This is a genomic window from Streptomyces sp. CB02414, assembly GCF_001905385.1.
Taxonomy (GTDB): Bacteria; Actinomycetota; Actinomycetes; order Streptomycetales; family Streptomycetaceae; genus Streptomyces.
The window spans coordinates 153255-167647 of sequence record NZ_LIPF01000011.1 but is presented as its reverse complement, the minus strand read 5'-3'; the positions used below and the strand labels follow the sequence as shown (position 1 = coordinate 167647).

The window sequence follows — 14393 nt, the reverse complement described above, 5'->3', positions numbered from 1 at the left end:
CAGCCTACTGCCCGGCGATCAGCAGCCGCGCGGCCACCGCGGCCGTACGGGGTCCCACTCCCAGCGCGAGCGCGGCGCGCAGATCACCGCCGGTGTCGACGTCCTGCCGTACGGAATCCACCTCGCCGAGCCGTAGTTCCACCGCGCCGGACGCGCGGTGCCGGGACCTGGAGTCCGCCCCGAAATGCGGAGTCAATTCACGGCCCGGCGCCGCGGCCAGCAGGGTCGTGCCGATTCCGGCCGCGTCGGCGAGGAATGCACGCGGGAATTCGGAAGCCGCCGCCAGGACTCGCGCCAATTCGGCCGGCCGCAGTGCGGGGAGATCGGCGTTGAGCGCGGCCACCGGACGTGCGGGACGCCTCGCCCGCACCACGGCCGCCCCGTGCGCCAGGGCGGCGTTCAGACCGCCGCCCGGCTCGTCCGGAACGACCCCGGCGCCCAGTTTCGCCAGCTCCCGCCCCGCCCGGGCGTCGTCCGTGACAACTGCCACATCCGCCACCTGCGGGCAGGCCAGGGCGGCTGTCACGGTGTCTTGTGCGAACGCCAGCGCGAGGCCCGGCCGCACCCCGTCGTGCGCGGTGTCCGCCAGCCTGCTCTTGGCCCGGGTGAGGGGCTTTACGGGTACGACCAAGGTCCACTGCACGAGCGTTCCGTCCTTCTCTCGTCGCCGCCATTGTCACCTGGGAGATCCGCCGGTTCACTCTCCGGGGCGTACGGTGTTCTCGACAGACGGGCGGCCCGGGGCGACACTTGTCCGGCCCCAGGCCCTGGAGGAAAGGTGTCAGCGTGCCCCGCCGCAGAATCGGCTTCTGGTACCGCCTGGCCGCGGTGATCTGCAAACCGCCGCTCGTGGTTCTGATCAAGCGGGACTGGCGGGGAATGGAGAACATTCCGGCCGACGGTGGATTTATCACCGCTGTGAACCACAATTCGCACGTCGACCCCTTCGCGTACGCGCACTACCAGTACAACACCGGGCGCGTCCCGCGATTCCTGGCGAAGAGCGGCCTTTTCAAGAAAGGATTCGTCGGCGCCGCGATGCGGGGCACCGGACAGATCCCCGTCTACCGCGAGAGCGCGGACGCGCTCAGCGCCTTCCGGGCCGCGATCGACGCCGTGGAACGCGGCGAGTGCGTCGCCTTCTACCCCGAGGGCACCCTCACCCGCGACCCGGACGGCTGGCCGATGACCGCCAAGACCGGTGCCGCGCGCGTCGCCCTGCAGACCAAGTGCCCGGTGATCCCGGTCGCCCAGTGGGGCTGCAACGAACTGCTGCCGCCCTACGCCAAGAAGCCCCACCTCCTGCCGCGCAAGACCCACCAGGTCCTGGCGGGCCCGCCGGTCGACCTGTCGAGGTTCTACGACAGGGAGATGACCGCGGAGCTGCTGAAGGAGGCCACCGAGGTCATCATGGCCGCCGTCACCCGCCAGCTGGAGGAGATCCGCGGCGAGAAGGCGCCCGAGACGCCCTACGACCCGCGCCGCGAGCGGATCGAGCAGCGGCGTCGCACGCAGGCCCAGAACCAGCACAACGAGCACACGCACAACGAGCAGCCGCAGCAGGCGGAAGGGCAGAGCACGTGAGCGAGCCCGTCAAGGCGGCCGTCTTCGGCACCGGGTCGTGGGGCACCGCCTTCGGCATGGTCCTCGCCGACGCCGGCTGCGACGTCACCCTGTGGGGGCGCCGCGCCGAACTCGCCGACGCCGTCAACTCGGACCGGACCAACCCCGACTACCTGCCCGGCGTGGAACTCCCCGCGAACCTGCGCGCCACCACCGACGCCGCCGAGGCCGCGCGGGGCGCCGACTTCACCGTCCTCGCGATCCCTTCCCAGACCCTGCGCGCGGGCCTCGCCGACTGGACGCCGCTGCTGGCGCCCGGCACGGTACTGGTGTCGCTGATGAAGGGCGTCGAACTCGGCTCCGCGATGCGGATGAGCGAGGTCATCGAGGACGTCGCCAAGGTCGGCCCCGAGCGCGTCGCCGTGGTCACCGGCCCCAACCTGGCCCGGGAGATCGCCGCCCGCATGCCCGCCGCCGCCGTCGTCGCCTGCCCCGACGAGTCGGTCGCCCAGCGCCTCCAGGCCGCCTGCCACACGCCGTACTTCCGCCCGTACACCAACACCGACGTCGTCGGCTGCGAGCTGGGCGGCGCGGTGAAGAACGTGATCGGGCTGGCCGTCGGCATCGCGGACGGCATGGGCCTGGGCGACAACGCCAAGGGCTCCCTCATCACCCGAGGCCTCGCCGAGACCACCCGCCTCGGGGTCGCCCTCGGCGCCGACCCGCTGACCTTCTCCGGCCTCGCCGGGCTCGGCGACCTGGTGGCGACCTGCTCCTCTCCGCTGTCCCGCAACCACACCTTCGGCACCAACCTCGGCAAGGGCATGACCCTCCAGGAGACCATCGCGGTCACCAGGCAGACCGCCGAGGGCGTCAAGTCCTGCGAGTCCGTGCTGGATCTGGCCCGCAGGCACGGCGTCGACATGCCGATCACCGAGACGGTCGTCGCGATCGTCCACGAGGGCAAGGCCCCGATGGTGGCGGTCAAGGAGCTGATGTCGCGCAGCGCGAAGCCCGAACGACGCTGAGCGACACTCGACCGGAACCCGCCCGGCACCCGCGCCCCGCTCGCGCCACGCGGCCCCGCCGACGCTGTCTCGGGGCACCTCGGGCGGGTACTCTCAACGCGATATGAGCACCGAGAACCTCCCCCAGAGCCCCGAGCAGAGTCCGGAGCAGCCCGCTCGCAAGCCGCGTGTGGCCGTCGTGTTCGGCGGACGCAGCTCCGAACACGGGATCTCCGTGGTCACCGCCGGCGCCGTCCTCGCGGCCATCGACCGGACGAAGTACGACGTCCTGCCGATCGGCATCACCCGGGACGGCCGGTGGGCCCTGACCGCCGACGAACCGGAACGCATGGCGATCACCGCCCGCCGTACGCCCGACGTCGAGGAACTGGCCGAGTCGACCGAGGGCGCCGTGGTGCTCCCCGTCGACCCCGCCAGCCGCGAGGTCGTCTACAGCGAACCCGGCTCGGTGCCCAAGGCCCTCGGCGAGGTCGACGTCGTCTTCCCCGTGCTGCACGGCCCCTACGGCGAGGACGGCACCCTCCAGGGCCTGCTGGAGCTGTCCGGCGTGCCCTACGTCGGCTCGGGCGTGCTCGCCTCGGCCGTCGGCCAGGACAAGGAGTACATGAAGGCGGTGTTCACCTCCTACGGGCTGAAGGTCGGCCCGTACGCGGTGATCCGCCCCCGCGAGTGGGAGCAGGACCGTTCCGCCGCCCGCAAGAAGGTCGTCGACTTCGCCGGCGAGCACGGCTGGCCGCTGTTCGTGAAGCCCGCGCGGGCGGGCTCCTCGATCGGCATCACCAAGGTCGACGACCTCTCCGGCCTCGACGAGGCGATCGAGGAGGCCCGGCGCCACGACCCGAAGATCCTCGTCGAGGCGGCGCTGCGCGGCCGGGAGATCGAGTGCGGGGTGCTGGAGTTCGAGGACGGGCCCCGGGCCTCCGTCCCCGCCGAGATCCCGCCGCCCTCGGAGCACGCGTACTACGACTTCGAGGCCAAGTACATCGACTCCACGCCCGGCGTCGTCCCCGCCCCGCTCACCGACGAGGAGACCGCCGAGGTCCGGCGGCTCGCGGTCGCGGCGTTCGACGCGGCCTCCTGCGAAGGGCTGGTCCGCGCGGACTTCTTCCTCACCGAGGACGACGAGTTCGTGATCAACGAGATCAACACCATGCCGGGCTTCACGCCGATCTCCATGTACCCGCAGATGTGGCAGGCGACCGGAGTGAGCTACCCGGAGCTGGTGGACCGGCTGGTCCAGGCGGCGCTGCGGCGCTCCACGGGACTGCGCTGACGTCTCCCGCGCACGGACGAGAAGGCGGCCCCCTCGGGGGTCGCCTTCTCGCAGTATGATCAGCGGGTTTCCCAGCCCGCTCGCCCGCGGGCGGCAGTGCGTTGTCCGCGTTGTGCCACAGCTCGGTGACCAACGCGCCCGGGCCGGCGGCCGGGGGGAACCGCCGCCGACTCGCTGTCGTCTGCTGAGGAACAGCCCGCGGCGGCGATCAACAGTGGGAGAGCGAGCGGGCGGAAGGGGGCTAGAGGTGAACGACCGGACAGGTCAGAGTACGAGTGATGCCGTCCACCTGCTGGACCTTGGCCACCACCATGCGGCCCAGCTCGTCGACGGTGTCGGACTGGGCGCGGACGATGACGTCGTAGGGTCCTGTCACGTCCTCGGCCTGGATCACTCCGGGGATCTTGCTGATCGTCTCGGCGACGGTCGACGCCTTGCCGACCTCCGTCTGGATCAGGATGTACGCCTGTACCACGAAACCTCCAGAGCGGCCACGAGGATCATGTGGGGAAAAGGAACGCCACGGTATCGCGTCGGCGCTCTTCGCGGGGAGACCCGCGGGGCACGGGCCGTCCGCGCCGTGGTGCCGCGATGACACGAGTTGACGAGCGCGCCGCCGAGTGGCGACGGTCATTCCGACCGTAACGAGGACAGAGATGACGCGCGACCGGGCACGGACAGGGACAGAAGGGGAGTCAAGGCAATGAAGGGCACTGTTGGTGAGCTCGGGGAGTTCGGGCTCATCAGGGAGCTCACCTCCCGTCTCACCACCACGCCGGCGGTCCGGGTCGGCCCCGGCGACGACGCCGCGGTGGTGGCCGCGCCCGACCGCAGGGTCGTGGCCAGCACCGACATCCTCGTCGAGGGGCGGCACTTCCGCCGGGACTGGTCCACCGCGTACGACGTGGGCCGCAAGGCGGCGGCGCAGAACCTGGCCGACATCGCCGCCATGGGCGCGGTGCCGACCGCGCTGCTGCTCGGCCTGGTGGTCCCCGCCGAACTGCCGGTGACCTGGCCGACCGAGCTGATGGACGGGCTGCGCGACGAGTGCCAGGTCGCGGGCGCCTCCGTGGTCGGCGGCGACGTGGTGCGCGGCGACACGATCACCGTCTCCATCACCGCCCTGGGCGACCTGCGCAACCAGGAGCCCGTCACCCGGGGCGGCGCCCAGCCCGGCGACCTCGTCGCGGTGACCGGCTGGCTCGGCTGGTCCGCGGCCGGGTTCGCCGTGCTCTCCCGCGGCTTCCGCTCGCCGCGCGCCTTCGTCGAGGCCCACCGGCGCCCCGAGCCGCCCTACCACGCGGGACCGGCCGCCGCCGGGCTCGGCGCCACCGCCATGTGCGACGTGAGCGACGGACTCATCGCCGACCTGGGCCACATCGCGGAGGCCAGCAAGGTCAGGATCGACATCCGCTCCGGCCAGATCGACATCCCGACCCAGATGAACGACATCGGCCAGGCCGTCGGCGTCGACCCGATGCAGTGGGTGCTCACCGGGGGAGAGGACCACGCGATCGTGGCGACCTTCCCGCCGGACGTGAAGCTGCCCGCCCGCTGGAAGGTCATCGGCGAGGTGCTCAACCCCTCCGCGCTGCCCCAGGTGACCGTCGACGGCGCGCCCTGGACCAGCAAGGGCGGCTGGGACCACTTCGGCGGGGAGGTCGAGGCATGAGTCTGCCGAACGTCCTCACGGTGGCCGGCTCCGACTCCGGCGGCGGCGCCGGCATCCAGGCCGACCTGAAGACGATGCTCGCCCTCGGCACCCACGGCATGAGCGTGCTCACCGCGGTGACCGCGCAGAACTCGCTGGGCGTCCAGGGCGCCTGGGAGCTGCCCGTGGAGGCGGTGCGGGCCCAGTACCGCAGCGTCGTGGACGACATCGGCGTCCAGGCGGTCAAGACCGGGATGCTGTCCTCCGCCGAACTGGTCGAGACGGTCGCCGAATTGATCGCGGGCACCGACGCCCCGGCCGTCGTCGACCCGGTCGGCGTCTCCAAGCACGGGGACGCGCTGCTCGCCGCCTCGGCGCTGGACTCGGTCCGCACCAAGCTGCTCCCGGCCGCCACCGTCGCCACTCCCAACCTCGACGAGGTCGCCCAACTCACCGGCGTACGCGTCGAATCGGACACCGATCTGTGCCGGGCCGCGGCGGCCGTGCTGGAGTACGGGCCGCGCTGGGTGCTGGTCAAGGGCGGCCACCTGGCGGGCGACGCCGTGGACCTGCTCACCGACGGCTCCGAGGAGCACTGGCTGCGCGCCCCGCGCCTCGACAACCGGCACACCCACGGCACCGGCTGCACCCTCGCGTCGGCCGTCGCCTGCGGGCTCGCCAAGGGACAGTCGGTGCCCGAGGCGGTCGCGGCGGCCAAGGAGTACGTGACCGGGGCGATCGGGGCCGGGTTCGCGCTCGGCGGCGGCATCGGGCCCGTGGACCACGGCTGGGCGCTCGGGCGGGACATTCCCTGAGCTGGATGCCGGTGGCCGCCTTCTCGGCAGAGGGCGGCCGACCGGCGGAAAGGCTCCGGAAAGGTTCGGAAAAGCTTCACGGAAAGGCGAAAAGCCGGCCCACCCGAGGTGGACCGGCTTCGTGCAGCGGACCAGGCAGTGGCCGCGCGCTCAGCTGACGCGTCAGCGCGAGACCTTGCCGGCCTTGATGCACGAGGTGCAAGCGTTCACGCGCTTCGGCGTCCCGCCGACCACGGTACGCACGCGCTGGATGTTCGGGTTCCAGCGACGGGACGTACGGCGGTGCGAGTGCGAGATGTTGTTGCCGAAGCCCGGCCCCTTGCCGCAGACGTCGCAGTTGGCAGCCACGGGTCACTCCAAAGACTTCAGATGCACTTACGGTTGATCCCGGCATGCCGGGATCAAGCTCTCGGACGCGAACGTCCGGGATCTGAGTGGCGGTGCCAGGGGGAGAGCCCGATCGGGATCGGGCAACCGGAGCAGCATACAACGGCTGCTCCCGTACAACGAAACTACCACGGCAGCTCAGGGGCCCGCCCCCGGCCCTCTTCCGGTGGGCACCCTTGCGAGGTCTACGCTGCCAGCCACGTCCAGCAGCTCAGGGAGGCGCAGGTGGCGCAGGTGCCGCAGAGGTTCTTCGACGCTCTGGCGGTGCGTACCTGGTGCGGTCTGTCGTTGAGTGCGCTCGGGCGGGCGCGCGAGGAGATCGACGCGATCAACGTCTATCCGGTCGCCGACGGGGACACCGGTACGAACCTGTACCTGACCGTCGAGTCGGCCGTCGCCGCCGTGGAGGCGGTGTTCGCGGCGCACGCGGTGGGCGCCGGGAAGCCGGGTCCGGGTCTGGGCTCCAGCGAGGGCCCCTCGCTGGCCGAGACCGTCGGCGCCATGGCGCACGGCGCGCTGATCGGCGCCCGGGGCAACTCCGGGACGATCCTGGCGCAGCTGCTGCGCGGCCTGGCCCAGGTGCTCGCCGCCGACGCCGAGAACGCCCACTCGGACGGTGAGGGAGCCCACACCGACGGCCCCGGTCTGCGGGCGGCCCTGCGGCACGCGGCCGAGTCCGCCCGGCAGGCCGTGGCCCACCCCGTCGAGGGCACCGTCCTGACCGTCGCCGCGGCCGCCGCCGACGCGGCCGACGGGGCGGAGGGCGACTGCGCCGACGTGGCCCGCGCGGCGTACGACGGCGCCCGCGCGGCGCTCGCCGCCACCCCGGACCAGCTGCCCGCCCTGGAGCGTGCCGGAGTCGTCGACGCCGGCGGACACGGCCTCGTCACCGTCCTGGCGGCCCTCGTGGAGACCTTCACGGGCCGGGCACCGGAGCCGGTCACCGTGCCGCACGCACGCGTGGCGCACGACCCGGCGGACCCCGTGGGCGAGTGCCCCGTGGACGGCGGCTTCCCGGACGACCCCTCCGTGGACGACGGGGGCGACGGTGACGGGAGCGGCGGCCCGGCCTTCGAGGTGATCTACCTCCTGGAGGCCGGGGACGCGGCCGTCGCGCGGCTGCGGCAGCGGCTCGACGCCCTCGGGGACTCGCTCGTCGTCGTCGGCGGCGACGGGCTGTGGAACGTCCACGTGCACGTCGACGACGCGGGCGCCGCCGTGGAGGCGGGCGTGGAGGCCGGACGGCCGTACCGGATCCGGATCACCCACTTCGGGCACGGCGACGCCCACACCACCCACTCCGAGCGCCCGGCCCGGGAGCGGACCCAGCGCGCCGTGGTGGCCGTCGTCCCGGGGGAGGGGCTGGCCGGGCTCTACACCGAGGCCGGCGCGACGACCGTGCTCGCCCGCCCCGGGGAGCCGCCCGCGAGCGGCGAGCTGGTCCAGGCCGTGCGCCGGGCGCACGCGCGCGAGGTCGTGCTGCTGCCCAACGACGCCGAGCTGCGCCACACCGCCGCCGCGGCGGCCGAACAGGTCCGGACCGAGGGCGTCCGGGTCGCCCTGATCCCGACCCGCTCCGCGGTCCAGGGCATCGCCGCGCTGGCGGTGCACGAATCCGGGCGGCGCTTCGACGAGGACGTGGTGGCGATGACCTCGGCGGCCGGCGCCACCCGGTACGCCGAGGTCGCCGTCGCCGAACGCCAGGCCTGGACCACCGCCGGCATCTGCCAGGCCGGTGACGTGCTCGGCCTCATCGACGGCGACGTGGCCGTGATCGGCGCGGATGTCGCCGAGGTCGCCGCGACCGTCCTGGACAGGATGCTCGCGGCAGGCGGCGAGCTGGTCACCCTCGTCCTCGGCGAAGAGGCCCCCGAGTCCGTCGCCGGCCGTCTTCAGGCCCGGGTCCGCCAGGCGTACCTGGCCGTCGACACGGTGGTCTACCGGGGCGGGCGGCAGGGCGCGCTGCTGCTGGTCGGCGTGGAGTAGCACGGCGGGCCCCGCCGTTTCGCCGGGAGGTGCGGGGCCATTGTCAGTGGCGTGGTGTGCAATGGATCTCGTGCCCGCACTGCGAGAACCCCTGAAGAAGGTCCTCGGCCCCGCCACCGCGAAGGTGGTGGCCGAGCACCTCGGCCTGCACACCGTCGGCGACCTCCTCCACCACTACCCCCGCAGATACGAGGAGCGCGGTCAGCTGACGCACCTGGCCGACCTCCCCATGGACGAGCACGTCACGGTGGTCGCCCAGGTCGCCGACGCCCGCCTGCACACCTTCGCCTCGTCGAAGGCGCCGCGCGGCAAGGGACAGCGCCTGGAGGTGACCATCACCGACGGCAGCGGCCGCCTCCAGCTGGTCTTCTTCGGCGCCGGTGTGCACAAGCCCCACAAGGAGCTCCTGCCGGGCACCCGCGCGATGTTCGCGGGCAAGGTCTCCGTCTTCAACCGCCGGCTTCAACTGGCCCACCCGGCGTACGAGCTGCTGCGCGGCGACCCCGACGGCCCAGAGACCGTGGAGTCCTGGGCGGGCGCCCTCATCCCCCTCTACCCGGCCACCGCCAAGCTGGAGTCCTGGAAGCTCGCCAAGGCCATCCAGACGGTCCTGCCCAGCGCCCAGGAGGCCGTCGACCCCCTGCCGGAGACCCTGCGCGAGGGCCGCGGTCTGGTCTCCCTCCCCGAGGCCCTGCTGAAGATCCACCGCCCGCACACCAAGGCGGACATCGAGGACGCCCGCGCCCGCCTGAAGTGGGACGAGGCCTTCGTCCTCCAGGTCGCCCTCGCGCGGCGCCGTCACGCCGAGACCCAGCTCCCCGCGGTCCCGAGGCGACCGAGCCCGGACGGCCTGCTGACGGCCTTCGACGACCGCCTCCCCTTCACCCTCACCGACGGCCAGCAGAAGGTCTCCCGCGAGATCTTCGACGACCTCGCCACCGACCACCCGATGCACCGGCTGCTCCAGGGAGAGGTCGGATCGGGGAAGACGATGGTGGCCCTGCGCGCCATGCTCGCCGTCGTCGACGCGGGCGGACAGGCCGTGATGCTGGCGCCCACCGAAGTGCTCGCCCAGCAGCACCACCGGTCGGTCGTCGAGATGATGGGCGAGCTGGCCGAGGGAGGCATGCTCGGCGGTGCCGAACACGCCACCAAGGTGGTGCTGCTCACCGGTTCCATGGGCGCCGCCGCCCGCCGGCACGCCCTGCTCGACCTGGCCACCGGCGAGGCGGGCATCGTCATCGGCACGCACGCGCTGATCGAGGACAAGGTCCAGTTCCACGACCTCGGACTGGTCGTCGTCGACGAACAGCACCGCTTCGGCGTCGAGCAGCGCGACGCGCTGCGCGGCAAGGGCAAGCAGCCCCCGCACCTGCTCGTCATGACCGCCACGCCCATCCCGCGCACCGTCGCCATGACCGTCTTCGGCGACCTGGAGACATCCGTCCTGGACCAGCTCCCGGCCGGCCGCTCCCCGATCGCCAGCCACGTCGTCCCGGCCGCCGACAAACCCCACTTCCTGGCGCGGGCCTGGGAACGGGTCCGCGAGGAGGTGTCGAACGGCCACCAGGCGTACGTCGTCTGCCCGCGCATCGGCGACGAGGACGAGGACCCGAAGAAGGCCGCCAAGAAGGCCCCTGAGGGGGACGCGGAGAAGCGGCCCCCGCTCGCCGTCCTCGACGTCGCCGAGCAGCTCGCCAAGGGCCCGCTCCAGGGCCTGCGGGTCGAGGTGCTGCACGGCCGCATGCAGCCCGACGACAAGGACGCCGTCATGCGCCGCTTCGCGGCCGGCGAGACCGACGTCCTGGTCGCCACGACCGTCATCGAGGTCGGTGTCAACGTCCCCAACGCCACCGCGATGGTGATCATGGACGCCGACCGCTTCGGCGTCTCCCAGCTCCACCAGCTGCGCGGCCGCGTCGGCCGCGGCTCCGCCCCCGGCCTGTGCCTGCTGGTCACCGAGATGCCCGAGGCGAGCGCGGCCCGCCAGCGGCTGAACGCCGTCGCCGGCACCCTCGACGGCTTCGAGCTCTCCCGCATCGACCTCGAACAGCGCCGCGAGGGCGACGTCCTCGGCCAGGCCCAGTCCGGCGCCCGCACCTCCCTGCGCGTCCTCGCGGTCATCGAGGACGAGGAGATCATCGCCGAGGCGAGACAGGAGGCGGCGGCGGTGGTGGCCGCCGACCCGGAGCTGACCGCCCTGCCCGAGCTGCGGACGGCCCTGGACGCCCTCCTGGACGAGGAGAGGGAGCAGTATCTGGAAAAGGGCTGAGCATCGCCCACCCGGGGGCGCGGGGCTGTGCCGACGTGCGGCTCCGCCGTGCGGGCACGACCAGCCACACTGAACGTAGAGCCGCTCACGACCAAGGACCCCAGATGACCCGAGTGATCGCCGGCAAAGCCGGCGGACGCCGCCTCGCCGTCCCGCAGGGAACCGGCACCCGCCCCACCTCCGACCGCGCCCGCGAGGGACTCTTCTCCACCTGGCAGTCCCTGCTCGGCGGACCCATGGACGGCGAGCGGGTCATCGACCTGTACGCCGGTTCCGGCGCCGTCGGCCTGGAGGCGCTGTCCCGGGGCGCCGGGCACGTCCTGCTCGTCGAGGCAGACGCCCGCGCCGCCCGCACCGTCCGGGACAACGTCAAGGCCCTCGGCCTGCCCGGCGCCGAGGTCCGGGCGGGCAAGGCGGAACAGATCGTCCGCACCCCGGCCCCGGGCGAGCCGTACGACATCGTCTTCCTGGACCCGCCCTACGCCGTCTCCGACGACGATCTTCGGGAGATCCTGCTCACACTCCGCTCGGAGGGGTGGCTCGCCGCCGAAGCGCTCGTCACCGTGGAGCGCAGCACCAGGGGCGGCGAATTCGGCTGGCCGGACGGCTTCGAAGCGATCCGGGCCCGTCGCTACGGCGAGGGAACGTTTTGGTACGGTCGCGCCGCCGCTACGTGCGAAGACGCACGATGACCGGACCGGAGAGCGAGGGAACTCAAGTGCGCCGCGCCGTCTGTCCCGGGTCGTTCGACCCGATCACCAACGGACATCTCGACATCATCGCCCGTGCCTCCAGCCTCTACGACGAGGTCTACGTCGCGGTGATGATCAACCAGGCCAAGAAGGGCCTGTTCGAGATCGAGGAGCGGATCGACCTCATCCGCCAGGTCACCGCCGAGTACGGGAACGTACGCGTGGAGTCCTTCCACGGCCTCCTCGTCGACTTCTGCAAGCAGCGCGAGATCCCGGCCATCGTCAAGGGCCTGCGCGCGGTCAGCGACTTCGACTACGAGCTGCAGATGGCCCAGATGAACAACGGCCTCTCCGGTGTGGAGACCCTCTTCATCCCCACCAACCCCACCTACAGCTTCCTGTCGTCCTCCCTGGTCAAGGAGGTCGCCACCTGGGGCGGCGACGTCTCCCACCTGGTGCCGCCGCTGGTCCTCGAAGCCCTCTCCGGACGCCTGAAGAAGGACTGACACCGGCGCCGCACAGCCCCCGGAGACTGACAAACCGTCACCCGGTGTCCCCCGGACACCCCAGGGTCGTACAGTCGTCCCGTCCGTCTCCAACACAGCTGTAGAGAGTGGCGAGCACACGGTGGACGTGCAGAACAAGCTCGACGAGATCACCGCGATGGTCTCCGGCGCCCGCGCCATGCCCATGTCGGCCTCGTGCGTGGTCAACCGCGCCGAACTGCTCTCGCTGCTGGAGGAGCTGCGCGCCGAGCTGCCCGGCTCCCTCGCCCAGGCCCAGGAGCTGATCGGCGACCGGGAGCAGATGGTCGCGCAGGCCCGCCAGGAGGCCGACCGGATCATCGAGGGCGCACACGCCGAGCGCGGCTCGCTGATCTCCGACACCGAGGTCGCCCGCCGTTCCCAGGCCGAGGCCGACCGCATCCTCGCCGAGGCCCGCCAGGAGGCCGAGGAGGTCCGTGCCGAGGCCGACGACTACGTCGACTCCAAACTCGCCAACTTCGAGGTCGTCCTCACCAAGACCCTCGGCTCCGTCGGCCGGGGCCGCGAGAAGCTCCTCGGCACCGGCCCCGGCGTCGACGAGAACGGCTACGAGGACGAGGACGCCCCCGAGCGCAGCCACGACCCGGAGGTCCTGCGCCGCGACGCCGACGCCTACGTCGACACCAAGCTCGGCGCCTTCGAGGCGGTGCTGGCCAAGACCCTGGACGCGGTCGGCCGGGGCCGTCAGAAGCTGCACGGCCGGATCGCCACCGACGACCTCGGCGCCCTCGCCGACGACTCCACCACCGTCCAGCACTCCAGCGACGCCGACTACCTCGCCGACCTGGCCGCCCTCTCCGACGTCCCCGCCCAGCCGCCCCGCCGGCAGGAGTACGACGAGCAGCAGCAGCCCGCGGCGGCCCAGGTACCGGCGCAGGCGGTGCCGGAGATGCCGTCGCAGCAGCCGGCGTACGGCTACGCCCAGCAGCAGCCCGACCCGTACGCGGCCTACCAGCAGCAGTACGGCGGCCAGGACCCCTACGGCTACCCGCAGCAAACGGCCGACCCCTACGCGTACCAGGGCTACGACGCGTCCCAGCAGACGTACGACGGACAGCAGGCCTACCCCCAGGCGCAACAGCCCCAGCAGCCCGCGCAGCCCCCGCAGGTCCAGCCGCAGACCCTCGACGAGACCAGCCTCTTCGACACCAGCATGATCAGCGCCGAGCAGCTGAGGGCCTACGAACAAGGCCGCGGTCTCTAGGACCGGAACCTCCGACCGGCCCGGATTGGGCCGTGAGCGAATGGTCCAGTATCCTGGCTCTTCGGTCGCGCGTACGTCCGCGATCGCCGCTGCCCGGGAACACCGAAGGGCGGCGTCCCCCAGCTGTACCCCAGCCACGAAGACCGAAAGCAGGAATGGTTCTGAACGCGCGCCTCGACCACCGCGACCCCCTCGTGTTCGACACACACGAGCTGGGACGGCGGCCCGGTGCGCTCCAGCGCCTGACCCGCACGGTCGACGCTCCCAAGGACTTCGGTGTCCAGGGAGTCATCGGAGTGCCGGAAGGCGCCCCGGTGGAACTCGATCTCCGGCTCGAGTCGGTCATGGAAGGGGTGCTCGTCACAGGCACCGCCCGTGCCAAGGCCAAGGGGGAGTGCGTAAGGTGTCTGGAGCCGCTCGAGCAGGAGCTCGACGCGGACTTCCAGGAACTGTTCTCGTACCCTGACGCCGACGACCGGGGCCGCCCTGTGGCGGAACCGGGCGACGACGCCGAGGACGACGAGGACAGGTTCTTCGTCGAGGACGGACTGATCGGCCTCGAACCCGTGCTGCGCGACGCGGTGGTGCTCGCACTGCCGATGCAGCCGGTGTGCCGGGAAGACTGCCCGGGTCTGTGCTCCGAGTGCGGAGCACGCCTGGCGGACGATCCGGACCACCACCACGACGCCGTCGACATTCGTTGGGCGGCTTTGCAGGGACTCGCCGGTTCACTCGGAGACGGCGAGAAGGACGAGATGAGCGGCGCCGAACCTGGCGTCGACGAGAAGCAGGAGAAGTAGCCGTGGCTGTTCCGAAGCGGAAGATGTCGCGCAGCAACACGCGCCACCGCCGGTCGCAGTGGAAGGCTGCGGTCCCCACCCTGGTTGCGTGCGAGCGCTGCCACGAGCCCAAGCAGCAGCACATCGCGTGCCCGTCTTGCGGCACCTACAACAAGCGCCAGGTCCTCGAGGTCTGAG

Annotated in this window: 15 protein-coding genes; 12 read left to right on the top strand and 3 right to left on the bottom strand. The window is 72.1% G+C overall.

The window, feature by feature from the left end; all coding sequences use genetic code 11:
* Positions 1 to 4: 4 nt before the first annotated feature.
* Positions 5 to 643 carry a 2-phospho-L-lactate guanylyltransferase gene (gene cofC / locus AMK11_RS31955; RefSeq protein WP_073731611.1) on the bottom strand — a complete coding sequence of 213 codons (639 nt, stop codon included), beginning with the start codon at positions 641 to 643 and terminating at the stop codon, positions 5 to 7.
* A 143-nt stretch (positions 644 to 786) separates the two neighbouring features.
* Here cofC and AMK11_RS31950 point away from each other — a divergent pair, with 143 nt between their 5' ends.
* From AMK11_RS31950 to AMK11_RS31940, 3 genes are all read left to right on the top strand, one after another.
* Positions 787 to 1584 carry a lysophospholipid acyltransferase family protein gene (locus AMK11_RS31950; protein ID WP_073731610.1) on the top strand — a complete coding sequence of 266 codons (798 nt, stop codon included), beginning with the start codon at positions 787 to 789 and terminating at the stop codon, positions 1582 to 1584.
* Positions 1581 to 2591 (top strand): NAD(P)H-dependent glycerol-3-phosphate dehydrogenase, encoded by a 1011-nt coding sequence (locus AMK11_RS31945; protein WP_073731609.1) that lies wholly within the window; start codon positions 1581 to 1583, stop codon positions 2589 to 2591. The genes AMK11_RS31950 and AMK11_RS31945 overlap by 4 nt, the downstream gene beginning before the upstream one ends.
* A 103-nt stretch (positions 2592 to 2694) precedes the next feature.
* Positions 2695 to 3864, top strand: coding sequence for a D-alanine--D-alanine ligase family protein (locus AMK11_RS31940; RefSeq protein ID WP_073731608.1), 1170 nt, complete (start codon positions 2695 to 2697; stop codon positions 3862 to 3864).
* 241 nt (positions 3865 to 4105) lie between these two features.
* Here the strand turns inward: AMK11_RS31940 and AMK11_RS31935 are convergent, their stop codons facing one another.
* Positions 4106 to 4339 (bottom strand): Lrp/AsnC family transcriptional regulator, encoded by a 234-nt coding sequence (locus AMK11_RS31935; RefSeq protein WP_019328745.1) that lies wholly within the window; start codon positions 4337 to 4339, stop codon positions 4106 to 4108.
* Positions 4340 to 4567: 228 nt separating this feature from the next.
* Here AMK11_RS31935 and AMK11_RS31930 point away from each other — a divergent pair, with 228 nt between their 5' ends.
* Positions 4568 to 5536: a thiamine-phosphate kinase gene (locus AMK11_RS31930; RefSeq protein WP_019328746.1), complete on the top strand. Its 969-nt coding sequence runs from the start codon at positions 4568 to 4570 to the stop codon at positions 5534 to 5536.
* Positions 5533 to 6330 carry a bifunctional hydroxymethylpyrimidine kinase/phosphomethylpyrimidine kinase gene (gene thiD / locus AMK11_RS31925; protein ID WP_073731607.1) on the top strand — a complete coding sequence of 266 codons (798 nt, stop codon included), beginning with the start codon at positions 5533 to 5535 and terminating at the stop codon, positions 6328 to 6330. The genes AMK11_RS31930 and thiD overlap by 4 nt, the downstream gene beginning before the upstream one ends.
* Positions 6331 to 6492: 162 nt before the next feature.
* On the opposite strand, the gene rpmB is transcribed toward thiD, so the two are convergent.
* Positions 6493 to 6678, bottom strand: coding sequence for a 50S ribosomal protein L28 (gene rpmB / locus AMK11_RS31920; protein ID WP_003993230.1), 186 nt, complete (start codon positions 6676 to 6678; stop codon positions 6493 to 6495).
* 264 nt (positions 6679 to 6942) lie between these two features.
* Between rpmB and AMK11_RS31915 the strand changes: the two genes are divergently transcribed.
* From AMK11_RS31915 to rpmF, 7 genes are all read left to right on the top strand, one after another.
* Positions 6943 to 8703 carry a DAK2 domain-containing protein gene (locus AMK11_RS31915; RefSeq protein ID WP_073731606.1) on the top strand — a complete coding sequence of 587 codons (1761 nt, stop codon included), beginning with the start codon at positions 6943 to 6945 and terminating at the stop codon, positions 8701 to 8703.
* A 61-nt stretch (positions 8704 to 8764) separates the two neighbouring features.
* Positions 8765 to 10975: an ATP-dependent DNA helicase RecG gene (recG, locus tag AMK11_RS31910; RefSeq protein WP_073731605.1), complete on the top strand. Its 2211-nt coding sequence runs from the start codon at positions 8765 to 8767 to the stop codon at positions 10973 to 10975.
* A 104-nt stretch (positions 10976 to 11079) separates the two neighbouring features.
* Positions 11080 to 11667 (top strand): 16S rRNA (guanine(966)-N(2))-methyltransferase RsmD, encoded by a 588-nt coding sequence (rsmD, locus tag AMK11_RS31905; protein WP_073731604.1) that lies wholly within the window; start codon positions 11080 to 11082, stop codon positions 11665 to 11667.
* 26 nt (positions 11668 to 11693) lie between these two features.
* Positions 11694 to 12173, top strand: coding sequence for a pantetheine-phosphate adenylyltransferase (coaD, locus tag AMK11_RS31900; protein ID WP_079187821.1), 480 nt, complete (start codon positions 11694 to 11696; stop codon positions 12171 to 12173).
* 121 nt (positions 12174 to 12294) lie between these two features.
* Entirely contained in the window at positions 12295 to 13416 is a 1122-nt protein-coding gene (locus AMK11_RS31895) for a cell division initiation protein (RefSeq protein ID WP_073731602.1), read from the top strand.
* Between the two features lie 155 nt (positions 13417 to 13571).
* Positions 13572 to 14216, top strand: a complete 645-nt coding sequence (locus tag AMK11_RS31890; protein WP_073731601.1) for a YceD family protein — start codon at positions 13572 to 13574, stop codon at positions 14214 to 14216.
* Between the two features lie 2 nt (positions 14217 to 14218).
* The gene (gene rpmF, locus AMK11_RS31885; RefSeq protein ID WP_003951102.1) at positions 14219 to 14392 is read left to right on the top strand and encodes a 50S ribosomal protein L32; all 174 of its coding nucleotides are present in this window, start codon (positions 14219 to 14221) and stop codon (positions 14390 to 14392) included.
* Position 14393: the final 1 nt, after the last annotated feature.

What these genes read in the sequence shown, in the direction of transcription:
- AMK11_RS31890 (WP_073731601.1), top strand. Translation starts at nt 13,572, where the DNA reads ATGGTTCTGAACGCGCGCCTCGACCACCGCGACCCCCTCGTGTTCGAC.
- AMK11_RS31930 (WP_019328746.1), top strand. Translation starts at nt 4,568, where the DNA reads ATGAAGGGCACTGTTGGTGAGCTCGGGGAGTTCGGGCTCATCAGGGAG.
- AMK11_RS31940 (WP_073731608.1), top strand. Translation starts at nt 2,695, where the DNA reads ATGAGCACCGAGAACCTCCCCCAGAGCCCCGAGCAGAGTCCGGAGCAG.
- rsmD (WP_073731604.1), top strand. Translation starts at nt 11,080, where the DNA reads ATGACCCGAGTGATCGCCGGCAAAGCCGGCGGACGCCGCCTCGCCGTC.
- recG (WP_073731605.1), top strand. Translation starts at nt 8,765, where the DNA reads ATGGATCTCGTGCCCGCACTGCGAGAACCCCTGAAGAAGGTCCTCGGC.
- thiD (WP_073731607.1), top strand. Translation starts at nt 5,533, where the DNA reads ATGAGTCTGCCGAACGTCCTCACGGTGGCCGGCTCCGACTCCGGCGGC.